This window comes from Pseudomonas kilonensis (genome assembly GCF_001269885.1).
In the GTDB taxonomy this organism is placed as follows: domain Bacteria; phylum Pseudomonadota; class Gammaproteobacteria; order Pseudomonadales; family Pseudomonadaceae; genus Aquipseudomonas; species Aquipseudomonas kilonensis.
In genome coordinates this window covers 44,518-60,458 of the sequence record NZ_LHVH01000034.1, presented here as the reverse complement: position 1 = coordinate 60,458, position 15,941 = coordinate 44,518, and the positions used below count along the sequence as shown (strand labels likewise).

The 15,941-nt window shown below is 60.8% G+C and carries 16 protein-coding genes and 4 tRNA genes; 11 read left to right on the top strand and 9 right to left on the bottom strand.

The window, feature by feature from the left end:
- Positions 1-66: 66 nt before the first annotated feature.
- On the bottom strand, positions 67-1,083 hold the full coding sequence (locus AD662_RS24420; RefSeq protein ID WP_018600938.1) for an outer membrane protein assembly factor BamD: 1,017 nt from the start codon (positions 1,081-1,083) through the stop codon (positions 67-69).
- A 150-nt stretch (positions 1,084-1,233) separates the two neighbouring features.
- Between AD662_RS24420 and rluD the strand changes: the two genes are divergently transcribed.
- The 8 genes from rluD to AD662_RS24380 all read left to right on the top strand — a co-directional run bounded on the left by rluD (position 1,234) and on the right by AD662_RS24380 (position 8,243).
- Positions 1,234-2,196: a 23S rRNA pseudouridine(1911/1915/1917) synthase RluD gene (gene rluD / locus AD662_RS24415; RefSeq protein WP_003205696.1), complete on the top strand. Its 963-nt coding sequence runs from the start codon at positions 1,234-1,236 to the stop codon at positions 2,194-2,196.
- The gene (pgeF, locus tag AD662_RS24410; protein ID WP_053189873.1) at positions 2,193-2,918 is read left to right on the top strand and encodes a peptidoglycan editing factor PgeF; all 726 of its coding nucleotides are present in this window, start codon (positions 2,193-2,195) and stop codon (positions 2,916-2,918) included. The genes rluD and pgeF overlap by 4 nt, the downstream gene beginning before the upstream one ends.
- Before the next feature lie 130 nt (positions 2,919-3,048).
- Positions 3,049-5,613 carry an ATP-dependent chaperone ClpB gene (clpB, locus tag AD662_RS24405; RefSeq protein ID WP_053189872.1) on the top strand — a complete coding sequence of 855 codons (2,565 nt, stop codon included), beginning with the start codon at positions 3,049-3,051 and terminating at the stop codon, positions 5,611-5,613.
- 446 nt (positions 5,614-6,059) lie between these two features.
- Positions 6,060-6,135 (top strand) — tRNA-Asn (locus AD662_RS24400).
- Between the two features lie 7 nt (positions 6,136-6,142).
- Positions 6,143-6,219 (top strand) — tRNA-Pro (locus AD662_RS24395).
- Positions 6,220-6,224: 5 nt separating this feature from the next.
- Positions 6,225-6,300 (top strand) — tRNA-Lys (locus tag AD662_RS24390).
- A 93-nt stretch (positions 6,301-6,393) separates the two neighbouring features.
- A tRNA-Pro gene (locus AD662_RS24385) sits at positions 6,394-6,470 on the top strand.
- A gap of 147 nt (positions 6,471-6,617) precedes the next feature.
- Positions 6,618-8,243, top strand: coding sequence for a methyl-accepting chemotaxis protein (locus AD662_RS24380; protein WP_053181961.1), 1,626 nt, complete (start codon positions 6,618-6,620; stop codon positions 8,241-8,243).
- 211 nt (positions 8,244-8,454) lie between these two features.
- Here AD662_RS24380 and AD662_RS24375 read toward each other — a convergent pair whose 3' ends face one another.
- From AD662_RS24375 to AD662_RS24355, 5 genes are all read right to left on the bottom strand, one after another.
- The gene (locus tag AD662_RS24375; protein ID WP_018609242.1) at positions 8,455-9,753 is read right to left on the bottom strand and encodes an NAD(P)/FAD-dependent oxidoreductase; all 1,299 of its coding nucleotides are present in this window, start codon (positions 9,751-9,753) and stop codon (positions 8,455-8,457) included.
- 60 nt (positions 9,754-9,813) lie between these two features.
- Positions 9,814-9,987, bottom strand: coding sequence for a DUF3094 domain-containing protein (locus AD662_RS24370; protein WP_003185543.1), 174 nt, complete (start codon positions 9,985-9,987; stop codon positions 9,814-9,816).
- Between the two features lie 52 nt (positions 9,988-10,039).
- A complete protein-coding gene (locus AD662_RS24365) occupies positions 10,040-10,567 on the bottom strand; it encodes an MOSC domain-containing protein (RefSeq protein WP_053181958.1) in 528 nt (175 codons plus the stop codon).
- Complete coding sequence (locus AD662_RS24360) at positions 10,564-11,190, bottom strand: DUF1780 domain-containing protein (RefSeq protein ID WP_003205682.1); 627 nt, start codon at positions 11,188-11,190, stop codon at positions 10,564-10,566. Before AD662_RS24360 ends, AD662_RS24365 begins: the two co-directional genes overlap by 4 nt.
- Positions 11,191-11,780: 590 nt before the next feature.
- A complete protein-coding gene (locus AD662_RS24355; RefSeq protein ID WP_018609248.1) occupies positions 11,781-12,680 on the bottom strand; it encodes a LysR substrate-binding domain-containing protein in 900 nt (299 codons plus the stop codon).
- Positions 12,681-12,831: 151 nt separating this feature from the next.
- Here AD662_RS24355 and AD662_RS24350 point away from each other — a divergent pair, with 151 nt between their 5' ends.
- The 3 genes from AD662_RS24350 (at position 12,832) to AD662_RS24340 (ending at position 14,249) form a co-directional block, all read left to right on the top strand.
- Positions 12,832-13,242 carry a tautomerase family protein gene (locus AD662_RS24350; protein WP_003205679.1) on the top strand — a complete coding sequence of 137 codons (411 nt, stop codon included), beginning with the start codon at positions 12,832-12,834 and terminating at the stop codon, positions 13,240-13,242.
- A gap of 41 nt (positions 13,243-13,283) precedes the next feature.
- Positions 13,284-13,970: an energy-coupling factor ABC transporter permease gene (locus AD662_RS24345; RefSeq protein ID WP_053189871.1), complete on the top strand. Its 687-nt coding sequence runs from the start codon at positions 13,284-13,286 to the stop codon at positions 13,968-13,970.
- Between the two features lie 63 nt (positions 13,971-14,033).
- Positions 14,034-14,249 (top strand): hypothetical protein, encoded by a 216-nt coding sequence (locus tag AD662_RS24340; protein ID WP_013694234.1) that lies wholly within the window; start codon positions 14,034-14,036, stop codon positions 14,247-14,249.
- On the opposite strand, the gene yacG is transcribed toward AD662_RS24340, so the two are convergent.
- Genes yacG through AD662_RS24325 form a run of 3 tightly spaced genes read right to left on the bottom strand, consistent with a single transcriptional unit; the run spans position 14,246 to position 15,941 of the window.
- Positions 14,246-14,452 (bottom strand): DNA gyrase inhibitor YacG, encoded by a 207-nt coding sequence (yacG, locus tag AD662_RS24335; protein WP_018609255.1) that lies wholly within the window; start codon positions 14,450-14,452, stop codon positions 14,246-14,248. The genes AD662_RS24340 and yacG overlap by 4 nt on opposite strands.
- Positions 14,449-15,072 (bottom strand): dephospho-CoA kinase, encoded by a 624-nt coding sequence (coaE, locus tag AD662_RS24330; protein WP_033062721.1) that lies wholly within the window; start codon positions 15,070-15,072, stop codon positions 14,449-14,451. Before coaE ends, yacG begins: the two co-directional genes overlap by 4 nt.
- On the bottom strand, positions 15,072-15,941 hold the full coding sequence (locus AD662_RS24325) for a prepilin peptidase (protein WP_018609261.1): 870 nt from the start codon (positions 15,939-15,941) through the stop codon (positions 15,072-15,074). The genes coaE and AD662_RS24325 overlap by 1 nt, the downstream gene beginning before the upstream one ends.

The following is a 15,941-nucleotide window of genomic DNA, read 5'->3' as shown; positions in this document are numbered from 1 at the left end:
AGCGCAATAAAACCCGGGCACAAAAAAGGGAGACCGTCGGGTCTCCCTTTTTGATGGGCCTTAGCCTCAGTCGAACAGACCTAAGGTCATGTAGCTGAACCAGGAGCGGTCGCTGGACTCGCTTTCAGGCTCTTCTTCCTCGATCACGTCGCCATTTTCATCCTTGGGCTTGAGTTCGTTCGGGATGGCTTCCTTGGCATCCTGGAACTGGCGCTGTACGTCCTGGTTGGCGCGTGTCTCGCCTGGCGGCAGCGGTGGGCTGGACTCGATCAGGCCCAGGGTCGCCTTGCTCAGCCACGAACGGTTGTCCGCTTCGTCGACCCGTGGGGTGAACTGGCCATCGACCAGGGATGGGTGATCCGGGTAGTTCAGCTTGAGGGTTTCCAGGCTGGTGGCTGCCAGTTCGTCCAGGTGCAGGCGCTGGTAGGCTTCGGTCATCACGGCCAGGCCATCACCCACCGAAGGGGTTTCCTGGAAGTTTTCTACAACATAGCGACCACGGTTGGCGGCGGCGACGTAGGCCTGGCGGGTCAGGTAGTAGTCGGCCACGTGGATTTCGTAGGACGCCAGCAGGTTGCGCAGGTAGATCATGCGCTGCTTGGCGTCTGGCGAGTAGCGGCTGTTGGGGAAGCGGCTGGTCAGCTGGGCGAACTCGTTGTAGGAGTCGCGCGCGGCACCCGGGTCACGCTTGGTCATGTCCAGCGGCAGGAAGCGCGCCAGCAGGCCGACGTCCTGGTCGAAGGAGGTCAGGCCCTTGAGGTAATAGGCGTAATCGACGTTCGGGTGCTGCGGGTGCAGGCGAATGAAACGCTCGGCGGCGGATTTTGCAGCTTCCGGCTCGGCGTTCTTGTAGTTGGCGTAGATCAGCTCCAACTGGGCCTGATCGGCGTAGCGACCGAACGGATACCGCGACTCCAGCGCCTTCAGCTTGGCGGTGGCGCTGGTATAGCTGTTGTTATCCAGGTCGTTCTGCGCCTGTTGGTACAGTTCGACTTCGCTCAGGTTTTCGTCTACGACTTCCTTCGACGAGCAAGCAGCAGTCAATGCGAGGATGGCGATCAGCAGCAGGTGTTTCACTTGCATGGCGGCTTGCGTCCCTATGACGGCCGCTGTCTTGGGCGGGGCCGTCCTGTTATGATGAGCGCCCCGTTGAAAGCCTCGGGGCAAAAGACGCCGTATTTAACCACAAGCGCGCAGCCGAAACCAAAGGCTGTGCCGACGCCCAGTCCGAGCATGTCCGATAAAATAGAACTTCGCGCAGAGGTGCCGTCCGAATTGGGCGGCCAACGCCTCGATCAAGTCGCCGCACAACTCTTTGCCGAGCACTCTCGCTCGCGCCTTTCCGCCTGGATCAAGGACGGCCGCCTGACTGTGGATGGGGCGGTGATTCGTCCTCGCGACATCGTCCACGGCGGTGCCATTCTTGAACTGACTGCCGAACAGGAGGCCCAGGGAGAATGGGTCGCCCAGGACATCGCCCTGGACATCGTCTATGAAGACGATGACATCCTGGTGATCAACAAGCCTGCGGGCCTGGTGGTGCACCCGGCCGCTGGCCATGCTGATGGCACCCTGCTCAATGCCTTGCTGCACCACGTACCGGACATTATCAATGTGCCGCGTGCCGGCATCGTCCATCGCCTGGACAAGGACACCACCGGTCTGATGGTGGTGGCCAAGACCATCCAGGCGCAGACACAGCTGGTCACACAGCTGCAAAGCCGCAGCGTCAGCCGCATCTATGAATGCATCGTGATCGGGGTCGTCACCGCCGGTGGCAAGATCAACGCCCCCATCGGTCGTCACGGCCAGCAGCGCCAGCGCATGGCGGTGATGGAGGGCGGCAAGCAGGCGGTCAGCCATTACCGCGTGCTCGAGCGTTTCCGTTCCCACACCCATGTGCGGGTCAAGCTGGAAACCGGCCGGACCCACCAGATCCGTGTGCACATGGCTCACATCAACTTCCCGTTGGTGGGTGACCCGGCCTATGGCGGACGATTCCGTATTCCGCCGGCTGCCAGCCAGACCATGGTCGAATCGCTGAAGAATTTCCCGCGCCAGGCGCTGCATGCACGTTTCCTGGAGTTGGATCATCCGACGACTGGCAAACGCATGAGCTGGGAATCGCCGTTGCCGGATGACTTCGTCTGGTTGCTGACGTTGCTCAAGCAGGACCGCGAGGCGTTCATCGGATGAGTGACTGGCTGACACCCGACTGGCCCGCGCCGGCCCGGGTCAAGGCCTGCGTCACGACCCGTGCGGGTGGCGTCAGCCTGGCGCCGTTCGACAGCCTCAACCTGGGCGACCATGTGGGCGACGAGCCTGCGGCCGTCGCCGAAAACCGTCGTCGCCTCACCGATCAATTCGCCATCACCCCGGCCTGGCTCCAGCAGGTCCACGGCATTGCCGTGGTCGAGGCTGACCCGGCCCAGGTGGCGACCGCCGATGCCAGTTGGACCGCCACGCCGGGTATCGCCTGCACGGCGATGACGGCGGACTGCCTGCCCGTACTGTTCTGCAACCTTGCCGGCACCCGCGTCGCGGCGGCCCATGCCGGCTGGCGCGGGCTGGCGAACGGCGTGCTGGAAGCCACCCTCGACAGCCTTGCCGTGCCCGCGGATGAAATCCTCGCCTGGCTTGGCCCGGCCATCGGCCCGCAAGCGTTTGAAGTCGGGCCGGAAGTGCGTGAAGCCTTCATCGCGCAACTGCCCCAAGCGGCACAAGCCTTTACCGCGAGCCCCAACGCTGGCAAGTTCCTGGCCGATATCTACGCGTTGGCACGGCTGCGCCTGGCTGCACGTGGTGTCACGGCCGTCTACGGTGGCGGTCTCTGCACCGTGACCGACCCTCGTTTCTTTTCCTACCGCCGCAACCCGCGCACCGGTCGCTTCGCCTCGCTGATCTGGATCGAACGCTAGACTTCTCTGATCTGTATCAAGGGCGCCCGGCTTGAATCTTCCAGAATCGACCACATCTATAACGGTATCTGGCAGGTTTCTTCACTCAGGATGTTTCCACGGTCCGGCCTGCTCATTAGGAAGGTGACCCATGCGTATTGATCGTTTAACCAGCAAATTACAGTTGGCCCTGTCCGATGCCCAGTCCCTGGCCGTCGGCCTGGACCATCCCGGTATCGAACCGGCGCATTTGATGCAGGCCATGCTCGAACAGCAGGGCGGCTCCATCAAACCCCTGCTGATGCAGGTCGGCTTTGACGTCAACAGCCTGCGCAAAGAACTGGCCAAGGAGCTCGACCAGTTACCCAAGATCCAGAATCCCACCGGTGACGTGAACATGTCCCAGGACCTGGCGCGGTTGCTCAACCAGGCCGACCGCCTGGCCCAGCAGAAGGGCGACCAGTTCATTTCCAGCGAGCTGGTGCTGCTCGCCGCCATGGACGAGAACAGCAAGCTCGGCAAATTGTTGCTCGGCCAGGGCGTGAGCAAGAAAGCCCTGGAAAATGCCATCAACAACCTGCGTGGCGGCGAAGCGGTCAACGACGCCAACCACGAAGAGTCGCGCCAGGCGCTGGACAAATACACCGTCGACCTGACCAAACGCGCCGAGGAAGGCAAGCTCGACCCGGTGATCGGTCGCGACGATGAAATCCGCCGCACGATCCAGGTGCTGCAACGCCGCACCAAGAACAACCCGGTATTGATCGGCGAACCTGGCGTGGGTAAAACCGCCATCGCCGAGGGCTTGGCCCAGCGCATCATCAACGGCGAAGTGCCGGACGGCCTCAGGGGTAAACGCCTGTTGTCCCTGGACATGGGCGCCTTGATCGCCGGTGCCAAATACCGTGGCGAGTTCGAAGAGCGGCTCAAGGCGCTGCTCAATGAGCTGTCCAAGCAGGAAGGGCAGATCATCCTGTTCATCGACGAACTGCACACCATGGTCGGTGCGGGCAAGGGCGAAGGTTCGATGGACGCCGGCAACATGCTCAAGCCTGCGTTGGCCCGTGGCGAGTTGCACTGCGTCGGCGCGACCACGCTCAACGAGTACCGCCAATATATAGAGAAGGACGCTGCCCTCGAGCGGCGTTTCCAGAAAGTGCTGGTGGAGGAACCGAGCGAGGAAGACACCATCGCCATCCTGCGCGGCCTTAAAGAACGCTACGAAGTTCACCACAAGGTGGCGATCACCGATGGCGCGATTATCGCGGCGGCCAAGCTCAGCCACCGCTACATCACCGACCGCCAGTTGCCGGACAAGGCCATCGACCTGATCGACGAGGCGGCCAGCCGCATTCGCATGGAAATCGACTCCAAGCCCGAAGTGCTGGATCGGTTGGAGCGGCGCCTGATTCAACTCAAGGTCGAGTCCCAGGCCCTGAAGAAAGAAAGCGACGAAGCGGCGAAGAAACGTCTGGAAAGGTTGCAGGAAGAGATCGTTCGTCACGAGCGTGAGTATTCCGACCTCGAGGAAATCTGGAACTCGGAGAAAGCCGAAGTCCAGGGTTCCGCACAGATCCAGCAGAAGATCGAACAGTCCCGTCAGGAACTGGAGGCGGCCCGTCGTAAAGGCGACCTCAACCGCATGGCCGAGCTGCAGTACGGGGTGATCCCGGACCTGGAGCGCAGCCTGCAAATGGTCGACCAGCATGGCAAGAGCGAAAACCAGTTGCTGCGCAGCAAGGTCACTGAGGAAGAGATTGCCGAAGTGGTCTCCAAGTGGACTGGCATTCCGGTCTCGAAAATGCTCGAAGGCGAGCGCGACAAGCTACTGAAGATGGAAAGTCTGCTGCACCAGCGTGTGATCGGCCAGGAAGAGGCGGTGGTGGCGGTGTCCAACGCCGTGCGTCGTTCCCGTGCCGGGCTGTCGGACCCGAACCGGCCGAGCGGCTCGTTCATGTTCCTCGGCCCGACCGGGGTCGGTAAAACCGAGCTGTGCAAGGCGTTGGCCGAGTTCCTCTTCGACACCGAAGAGGCCATGGTGCGCATCGACATGTCCGAGTTCATGGAGAAACATTCCGTGGCACGGCTGATCGGTGCTCCGCCGGGTTATGTCGGTTATGAAGAGGGCGGTTACCTCACCGAGGCCGTGCGTCGCAAGCCGTACTCGGTGATCCTGCTCGATGAAGTCGAGAAGGCGCACCCGGATGTGTTCAACATCCTGCTGCAAGTGCTGGAGGATGGTCGCCTGACGGATAGCCACGGGCGCACGGTGGACTTCCGCAACACGGTGATCGTGATGACCTCCAACCTGGGCTCGACGCAGATCCAGGAACTGGTGGGCGACCGCGAGGCGCAGCGCGCGGCGGTGATGGACGCGATCTCTACGCACTTCCGGCCGGAGTTCATCAACCGGGTCGACGAAGTGGTGATCTTCGAGCCGTTGGCCCGTGAACAGATTGCCGGCATTACCGAGATCCAGTTGGGTCGCCTGCGCAGTCGCCTCACCGAGCGTGAGCTGAAACTGCAGTTGAGCGACGAGGCGTTGGACAAGCTGATTGCGGTGGGTTACGACCCGGTCTATGGCGCGCGGCCGCTGAAGCGGGCGATCCAGCGCTGGATCGAAAACCCGCTGGCGCAGTTGATCCTGTCGGGTCGTTTCATGCCGGGCGAAACCGTGACCGGTACAGTGGAGAACGACGAAATCGTCTTTGACTGAGTCGATTGACAGGGCTTTTGTGGCGAGGGAACTTGCTCTCGCTGGAGGGTGCTGTAGGAGCTGTCGAGTGCAACGAGGCTGCGATCTTTCCTCTGACGCCAGGGTCTGAAGCGAAAGATCAAAAGATCGCAGCCTTCGGCAGCTCCTACACAGTCCATCGCTTGCCACAGGGCGTGTTTGCTTTGCGAGGCCATTTTTTTCATCAGGCCGTTGAACTCAAAGGAAAAGGCTTGTAAAGTGCGCCCCGCAGTACGTCACCCCAAGGGTTACTTCTCGCTGAGAAGGAATCCAAAATAAGTTGCAAATCATTGTCTTGAAAGCAATTTAAGGGGTTGACAGAGGTTTTTAAGATTGTAGAATAGCGCGCCTCAGACACACGAACGCAGCGATGCGTAAGGGTAGAAGAGGTTGAAGCTAGCTTCAATGTTGCAACTTGAAATATCAGTTCCGTGATAGCTCAGTCGGTAGAGCAAATGACTGTTAATCATTGGGTCCCAGGTTCGAGTCCTGGTCACGGAGCCATTTCAATCGGGGTATAGCGCAGTCCGGTAGCGCGCCTGCTTTGGGAGCAGGATGTCAGGAGTTCGAATCCCCTTACCCCGACCATCTTTGGGTCGTTAGCTCAGTTGGTAGAGCAGTTGGCTTTTAACCAATTGGTCGTAGGTTCGAATCCCACACGACCCACCATTTTTGAAACCAGTTCGCTGGAATCGAATCTTAAGATCAGAGGCCAAAAGCCCTGATCGAGAAGGCGACTTGCAAAGGTCGCCTTTTTTTTACCGGGGTATAGCGCAGTCCGGTAGCGCGCCTGCTTTGGGAGCAGGATGTCAGGAGTTCGAATCCCCTTACCCCGACCATATTAAAAATCCTCGTATCGAAAGATACGGGGATTTTTTTTGCCTGCGATAAAGTGGGTAGGACTTAAGACATCGTACAACCTGCCGATAACCCGCCGACAGGGGCCTGGCCCCACTTCAGGCCAACAATAAAAAAAGGCATTCCCTATGGTTCTTCGTCAGTTGAATATCGCCCCACGTGCCGCGTTGGGTTTTGCCTTGATCGCCGTGCTGGTGGCATTGCTCGGGGTGTTCGCGCTGGGGCAGATGTCGAGTATTCGTGACAGTGAAGTCGCGGTGGAAACCCAGTGGCTGCCGAGCATTCGCGGCGGTGATGAGATCCGCGAGTGGATGCTGCGGATCCGCACCATTTCCCTGCGCATGGCCCTGGACCAGGACCCGAAGAACGTTGCGGTGTATCGCGGGCAGATGGACACGCGTGACAAGGAGCTGAGCGAAAAAATCGCGGCCTACGAAAAGCTCGTCGTGACGCCTGAAGGCAAGGCCCTCTACGACCAGTTCAAGCAAACCTTTGCCGCCTACCGTACGGGTATCGCCCAATCCTTCACCCTGGCCGAACAAGGGCGGCGGGACGAGTTGATCAAGCTGCTGCTGGTGGACATGAAGACCGTGGTGGACGGTTCCGGCAAGCAGCTCAACGACCTGGCGGAGCTATTCTCCAAGCAGGTGTCCATCGAGAGCCAGAAGTCCCAGGAGCACTACGCCAATTCCCGCATGATCGTCAGCCTGTTCGTTGTGCTCGCCGCCCTGGCCACGGTGGCCCTGGCCATGCTGCTCACGCGCAGTATCGTCAAGCCCTTGGGTGAGGCGCTCAACGCTGCGGAGAACGTCGCCCGGGGTGACCTGACCCGGCCAATCGAGACCCATGGCAACGACGAAGTGAGCCGCTTGCTCAAGGCATTGGCGGCCATGCAGCAGAATCTGCGTGAGACGTTGCAGGGCATCAGCAGTTCGGCCGCGCAACTGGCCACCGCAGCCGATGAGCTGAACGCCGTCACGCTCGACAGCACCCACAGCCTGCAACAGCAGAACAACGAAATTGAACAGGCCGCCACGGCCGTCACCGAAATGACCACTGCCGTGGAGGAGGTTGCGCGCAATGCGGTCTCCACCTCCGATGCCACGCGTCAGTCCAGTGAGTCGGCGTCCCTTGGGCAGCAGCGGGTCAGCGATACGGTCGACGCCATCGGCGCCCTCGCCAGCGATGTGCAGGTGACCGGTGGCCTGGTGCAATCCCTGGCCAACCAATCGCAGGATATCGGCAAGGTGCTGGACGTGATCCGCGCCATCGCCGAGCAGACCAACCTGCTGGCCCTTAACGCGGCCATCGAAGCGGCCCGGGCGGGTGAGAGCGGACGTGGGTTTGCGGTGGTGGCGGATGAAGTGCGGGCGCTGGCTTATCGCACGCAGCAATCGACCCAGGAAATCGAGCAAATGGTCCAGGGCATGCGCAGCGGTGCCACCCAGGCACTCGACTCCATGCAGGCCAGCTCCAGTCGCGCCGCCAGTACCCTGGCCATGGCTGAGCGGGCGGGGGACGCGTTGCAGACCATCACGGCGTCGGTCAATGAAATCCACGAACGCAACCTGGTGATCGCCAGCGCCGCCGAAGAACAGGCACAAGTGGCCCGCGAGGTGGATCGCAACCTGGTGAACATTCGTGATTTGTCGGTGCGCTCGGCGTCTGGCGCGGACCAGACCAGTGCATCCAGCCATGAGTTGTCGCAGCTGGCGAATTCGCTGCGCACGATGGTGCAGCGGTTTCAGGTTTGATGGATTGGCTGTGCAGATCGAGTTTTATCGTTTAGATAAATATTGACTGCACTGCCGTCTTCGCGAGCAAGCCCGCTCCCACAGTTGACCGCGTACTCATGAAGTACTCGATCTCCTGTGGGAGCGGGCTTGCTCGCGAAGACGATGGAACAGGCGATGCACCTCTAAAGCTCAGCGCCACCACAAGCGGTTGACGCTTCGCTTTTTATCCTCAGTGCAACTTCAGCCGAGGCTCAGTCCCACGCCCGATCTTGCTGCCCAGCATCAGCATGGCCGTGCGGAACATGCCGTACAGCGCCATCTGGTGCATGCGGTACAACGACACGTAGAACATCCGCGCCAGCCAGCCTTCGAGCATCACGCTGCCGGTCAGGTTGCCCATCAGGTTGCCCACCGCCGAGAACCGCGACAGCGAGATCAGCGAACCGTAGTCGGTGTATTTGTATTCGGGCAGGGCCTTGCCTTCGATCCGCAGCTTCAAGGATTTGGCCAGCAGCGAGGCCTGCTGGTGCGCGGCCTGGGCGCGGGGCGGGACGTTGCGCTCGCTGCCGGGTTGCGGGCAGGCGGCGCAGTCGCCGAAGGCAAAGATGTTCTCGTCGCGGCTTGTCTGCAACGTAGGCAGCACCTGCAACTGGTTGATCCGGTTGGTCTCCAGTCCGTCGATGTCCTTGAGGAAGTCCGGTGCGCGAATCCCGGCGGCCCAGACTTTCAGGCTCGCGTCGATCACTTTGCCGTCCGCGGTAATGAGGCTGTCGGCGGTCACCTGGCTGACAGCGGCGTTGGTCATGACGTTGACGCCGAGTTTTTCCAGGGTCTTGTGCACCGGGCCGCCGATACGCTCCGGCAGTGCCGGCAAGACCCTTGGGCCCGCCTCTATCAGGGTGATGTGCATGTTCTCCGGTTTGATCCGGTCCAGGCCGTAGGCGTGCAGTTCGTGGGCGGCATTGTGCAGCTCGGCGGCCAGTTCGACCCCGGTCGCACCGGCGCCGACAATGGCGACGCTGATGCGCTCGACGATATCGGTTTGCCCGGCGTGGGCGCGCAGATAGTGGTGCAGCAATTGCTGATGGAAGCGCTCCGCCTGTTTGCGGGTGTCGAGGAACAGGCAGTGCTGCGCCGCGCCTTCGGTGCCGAAGTCATTGGTGGTGCTGCCGACGGCAATCACCAGGCTGTCGTAGCCCAGTTCCCGGGCTGGCAACAGCTCGACGCCGGCCTCGTCATAGGTGGCGGCCAGTTGGATTCTCTTGCGCTCGCGATCCAGGCCGCTCATGCGCCCCAGCTGGAACTCGAAGTGGTTCCATTTTGCCTGGGCGACATAGTTGAGTTCGTCTTCGGAGGAGTTCAAGGAGCCGGCGGCCACTTCGTGCAGCAGCGGTTTCCAGATGTGGGTCAGATTCGCGTCGACCAGCATCACACTGGCCGTGCCGCGCTTGCCCAGAGTCTTACCCAGACGGGTAGCCAACTCCAGACCGCCGGCGCCGCCGCCAACGATGACAATACGATGAGTCATGGGGATATCTCGCAAGGCTAAAGGAAATCAGTGCCGTTACCTGCGCGAGCATCAAGCGGCTCATAGCGTCAGGTAACTGATCAGTCGGCTCAACAGGCCCAGGCCGATGGTCACGGCCAGTACCACCACCAGGAGCATCCACGGCCGGAAAGGCCGGCGCTCGACTCGGTGCTGGGACAGTTGCAGGTACTCTTCGACATGCTTCTGGTCATCTGGGTTCAGGCGACTGGTCATAAAGGCCTCGTCAGGTAGACGTTGCGGAATGTGAAGACGTTACAGCGTCCGGCTAGCCGGCATTGAAAGCAGCGTAGCCGCTCGCCGGAACGGGTTCGACGATCAGGCTGTCGTCCAGGCGAATGATTCCACTTTTTAACACCCGGGCGGTGATTCCGCCATGGCCGCGTACCGCCTGGAACGTACCTTCGCCGAGGTTTCGCTCCAATCGGGCACACGGCTGGCACCAGCCGGTGGTTTCAAAAATGGCTTGGCCAATGCGAAAGCGCCGGCCCTTGAGGCTGAACAGATTGATACCGCTGACCACAATATTGCGTCGCAGCTCCTGTGGCAGCACGGGACGGTCCTCGGGACGGCCCATCAGCGAGGCGATCACGGCCAGGTGCTCCCATTGGATCAGCGTCACTTGCCGCGCATTGCGCACGCCGGGACGGGCATGATCGCCGGTCAGCCCAGCCTCCAGGCGGGCCTCCACGGCGTCCAGTTCGATCATGGGCGCATGGCCCTGGGGGCGCACGCCAATCCAGCGTACGCGGCCTTGCTGGGGCACAGCGGCAATCAGTTCCTGCAGTGGGCTCACAGGCTGATCCCGACATCGAAAACAATGCTGCGACCCAGGTTGCTGCGCAGGAAGTCCGGCGCGTCAGGGTGGGCGAACAGCACCCGGGCGAACGTCGGCCCTACCAGTGACAGCGAGCGCCAGCCCTGGCGCAGGTATTCGGTCGGCGGTGGGAAGTGACTGTTGAGGTCCAGCACTTCGCGCTTGAGGCTGGCGAAGGCGATGATGTCGAGGTCGCCCAGGTCCATGCCGCGCTCGGTGTAGTTATGGGCTTTCTTGCGCAAGGTCGGGGCCAGCCGCATCAGGAACTCATTGGCCGGGATCCGCCGCGGCTTGGCCTCGCGACGCACCAGTTGGCTCAGGGAAAAGGCGCTGCGACGGCGTTGCAGTTCATCGCGCCATTCGTCATTGAGGCGCCGGCCCTCGTCGAGCACGAAAAACACCTCGAAGTTGGCATCGCGAAACAACACGTCCGGCGGCTCGCCGGCCGGCGCGAACTCGTCGGCGCGGTAAGGCACGTTCAGCCCCTGCAGCAGGCGCTGACAGACCCAACGCTCACGCTCCCATTTGCGGGCATTGGAGAGAAAGGCGTTGGCTTGCTCGGCCGCGATGGTCAGCAGGCGTAAGTAATCGGAGTCATCCATGAGCCCAAGCTTAGCGTTCAAATGTGATCAAAAAAAATAAAGCTGCTGTGATGGGAGCAAATTTCCGCTCAGGCAGGCAATGCTGTTCACTTAGAGCCTAAAGCAAGGGGTCGAGCCTCTATGTATCTGCACCACCGCTATCGCGAGCAAGCTCGCTCCCACACTGAATCTTCAGCAGACACAAAACTCATGCACACCGCAAAACCTGTGGGAGCGGGCTTGCTCGCGAAGACGTCGGCGCATTCAACATTGATGTTGCCTGACAGACCGCTATCGCGAGCAAGCTTTGCTCCCACAGAGCTAACGGATGTACGACCGGGTTAGCCGCGCTGGGCCATGGATAGCCCTTCGCGGCGGCCCACGGAGCAATGCCTTCGTTCAGGCATGCCGAGCCTGGGCGAGGCACCGAGTGGTGGGGCAGAAGCGCTTTGGTTACTTTCGACTGGGCCGGCTTCCGGGCTTTTCGAAAGTGACCCGCCGTCAGGGCGCAACCCTAAGTAGCCGTTACCGAAGAAATGGATATACGCACCACCCTGAAACAGCCCTAGGAATGGAAGATAAAATTCCGATAAGCGCTCAAGTGAACAGCATTACCCCCAGGCAGGACCCAATAGATCATCCTGCTCAGCCTGACACGCCAACCAAGCGCAGAACAAATCCAGCTTCTTGCTCTGCTGCGCGCTGCGCTTAGCAACATAGACGTAGCGGCTCGGGCGAAACCCAAACGGTGCCACCAGGCGGCCAAGGCGAATGTCGTCGGCCACCAGATGCCACGGTGCGACACAAATCCCCAGGCCGGCAATCGCCGCCTCCAACGTAAAGTAATAATGCTCGTATTCCAGCCCGGCCGGCGCAGTGGCCTGGTGTCCAATCGCATCCCCCCAATTTGCCCAGGCATCCGGACGGGTTTTGGTATGCAGGAGGGGATGGCGGAAAATCGAGCCCAAGTCGGTCAATTGAATTCGCGCGGACAAGGTGGGCGACAACACGGCGCCCAATCGTTCAGGAAACAGCCGGACGGTGTTTTTCTGTTCGCCCACGATGCCCTGTTCAGCCGTGATCATCACGTCATAGCGATCCCGGCCCGGATCGGTCCCGTGAACCGGTGAGCTCAGGCGAATCTTGATCTCTGGGTAAGTCGTATTGAAGTCGAAAAGACGCGGTATCAGCCACTTGACCGTAAAGGTGCTGAAGCAGGACACGTCCAAGGTGCCTGTCGCCGTGTCTCGGACCCTGCTCACCGCAGCCTCGATCTGATCCAGTGCGGCCGTCAGTTCCGGCAGCAGTTCTCTTGCGGCTACGGTGAGCTGAGGTTTGTTTTTTGGGCCTTCGAACAGGTCCACGCCAAGGCTCAGCTCCAGCTGGCGTACCTGGCGACTCACAGCGCCAGGCGTGACAGACAGCTCCTCGGCGGCCGCGATCATTTTGCCCAGTCGGGCAGCGGCCTCGAAGGTATGCAGTGCATTCAATGGGGGGAGGCGACGTTTCATAAAGTGACTTTAACTCAATTACATCGAGCGCATAAATCGATATCAGGTATCGCGCGGATTTTGCAGAATTCCCCAGTTCCTGCAGTGTTTGCCGACTGTTCCGGGTCGCCAGGATTGAGGGGCATTCCCTATCAAATTGAGAGCACCTCACATGCCATTCGTTCGTACCGCCGTCATCAAGGGCACCAGCCAGCAACAACGTCAGCGCATCGTCGATGGCATACACCAAGCGCTGGTCGAGAGCATTGGTATGCCCGAGGATGAATTGTTCAACCTGGTCACGGACTACGACCCTGAACAGTTTTTCTACAGCCGCACGTTTAACGGTGTGGCTCGTTCAGACCATTTGATCGTGATTGAGATTACGATGCGCAGGGGCCGCAGTGATGCGATGAAGCGCGAGCTCTACAAAAAAATCGCGGACAATCTCGGGGTTCAAGCCCAGGTTCGTCCGCAAGACGTTTTCATCTTCATGCACGAGAATGACTATTCGGATTGGTCGGTAGGCTTTGGCAAGTTTGCAATGGCCTTGGTACAACAGCCAGGAAGTGTCGCTACTTAAGTAGCGCGCGGACGGCGTTCAAGTTCTCGCAGGAGTAGCCCATGATCGGTGCCGAACTGCTTTCACCGCAGACCCTGGCGGCCGGCTGGCTGATGTATGTGCCGGTGTTGGTCTGGGCCGTGGTGCGGGCGCCGTGGGTCGAGCTGTTCACCGACAGCCGTCGCCAGCATCTGTTGTTCGGCACGGTGCTGGCGTTGTTCATGCTGTGGCTGGTGCACCGGGATTTCGATACCGGCGTTTCGTATCACTTCATCGGCATGACTGCCGTGACGCTGTTGCTGGACTGGCCGTTGGCGATCCTCGGTGGCCTGTGCGCGCAGCTCGCGCTGGTGCTGCTGGGCCGTCAGGACATGGCGGCGGTAGGGATCAACGGTGCGCTGCTGATCCTGTTGCCGGTGTTGGTCACCGAGTGTTGCGCGATCCTGGTGGAGCGCGCCCAGCCGCGCAATCTGTTTGTGTATATCTTCTGCTCGGGGTTTCTCGCCGCCGCGCTTTCGGCGTTGGCGTGCCTGCTGCTGGGACTTGGCCTGCTGTGGTACGACGGTATATTCGCCATGCCTTACTGGCTGGAAGATTTTGTCGGCTACCTCTGGCTGATCATCTTCCCCGAGGCCTTCATCAACGGCATGGTGATCAGTGCGTTGGTGGTGTTCAGTCCCGAATGGCTGGAGACCTTCAACCGCACGCGCTACCTGTCGGCTCCGTGGAACGATGATGACAAGCCTTGATTCACGTCAAGGCTGCACCACCACACGCCCTTCATGCTTTGGAAAATTTCCAGGAGCACAACCATGAGTGTTTATGAGTGGGCGAGACAAGAGATCAGGCGTAGTCACGATGCCGCGATGGAGATCGGTTTTGACCCGGGCTTGAGCCTGCGTGCCTTGCTCAGTGCGATCGTGCAACAGAGCAAGACAGTGCGCAGCCCTGAAGACCTGGCCGATGAGTTGAGTTTCCTGGCGGAAAACCTCGACGATGAACAGGACTACGGTTTCATGCGGCCTTAATGATGTGAGCGAGGCTCGAAGTCTTCGCTGAACAGCTCGTCCTCGGCGTCGGGGCTGACCGGAATCTTATGTTCTTCCGACGCCCAGGCGCCGAGGTCGATCAGTTTGCAGCGATCAGAACAGAACGGCCGGAATGTGCTCTCCGGGCTCCATTCCACAGGGGCGCCGCAGGTTGGGCAATCAACGGTTGGGGTCTGGCTCATGATTGGCCTCCACGCAAAGTAAGGTAAAAGTGATGCAGGCGCTCGACCTCGCTGTGCAGCCAGGCGAGGTCGCGATCATTGACCACCACGTCGTCGGCATGGCCCAGGCGATCCTGGCGGCTGGACTGGGCCTTGAGAATCGCCTGGACCTGCTGTTCGCTGGTCTGGTCGCGCTGCAACGTACGTTCGATCTGCAGTTGTTCCGGCGCATCGATCACCAGGATCCGCTGGGTCATGGTGTACTGCCCTGACTCGATCAGCAGTGGCGATACCAGAATCGCGTAGGACGATTGTGCCTGGGCCAGATGATGGGCGATTTCCTCGGCGATCAGCGGATGCAGCAGCGCCTCGAGCCAGCGGCGTTCATCGGCATTCTCGAAGATCAGCTTGCGCAGCGCCGCCCGGTCCAGGGCGCCGTCGGCCTGCAATACGCCGGGGCCGAAATGCTCGGCGATTTTCGCCAGCGCCGGGCGCCCGGGTTCGACCACCCAGCGCGCCGCATGATCGGCGTCGATGACGTGCACGCCCAGGTCGATGAAATGCTGGGCCGCTGCGCTCTTGCCGCTGCCGATGCCACCGGTCAGGCCGAGAATCCAGGGTTTTTTCACTGAGGTATTCATTAAAAACCGACAGACTGCCAATAGAAGTCGGTTATTTGACCACCCCAGAGCAAGGCAATCCAGCCGGCAATGGCCAGATAAGGTCCAAAGGGGATCTGCGTCGACCCGGGAGCATCACGCAAGCGCAGCACAATCACCCCGACAACGGCGCCCACCAGCGACGACAGCAGCAGCGTCAGCGGCAGGATCTGCCAGCCACCCCAGGCGCCGAGCATCGCCAGTAGCTTGAAATCCCCGTAGCCCATGCCTTCCTTGCCGGTGATCAGCTTGAACACCCAGAACACCGACCACAGCGCCAGATAGCCGGCCACGGCGCCCCACATCGCCTGGTTCAAGGGCACGAAGAGTCCGAAGCTGTTGATGATCAAGCCCAGCCACAACAACGGCAGCACCAGGGTATCGGGCAGTAATTGATGCTCGGCGTCGATCAGGCTCATGCCCAGCAGGCCCCAGGTCAACACCATCACCATCGCGGCGTGCCAGCCAAAGCCGAAATGCCAGGCGACGAACGCCGATAACGCGCCGCAGGCCACTTCGGTCAGGGGGTAACGCCTGCCGATGGGCGCGGCGCAGCTTGAGCAGCGACCGCGCAGCATCAGGTAGCTGAGCAGGGGGATGTTTTCCCAGGCGCGGATGCGATGGCCGCAGTGCGGGCACTGGGAGTGGGGCAGCATCAGGTTGTAGACCGGGCCCGGGGTTTCGGCCGGCAGGCCCAGCAGGTCGTGGGCTTGCAGGCGCCATTCGCGGTTGAGCATCTTCGGCAGGCGCCACACCAGCACGTTGAGGAAACTGCCGATGATCAGGCCGAGCAATGCCGCAACGAGCACGAAAGCCAGGGGGTACAGCACGAAGAATTCGCTCAGGGGCAT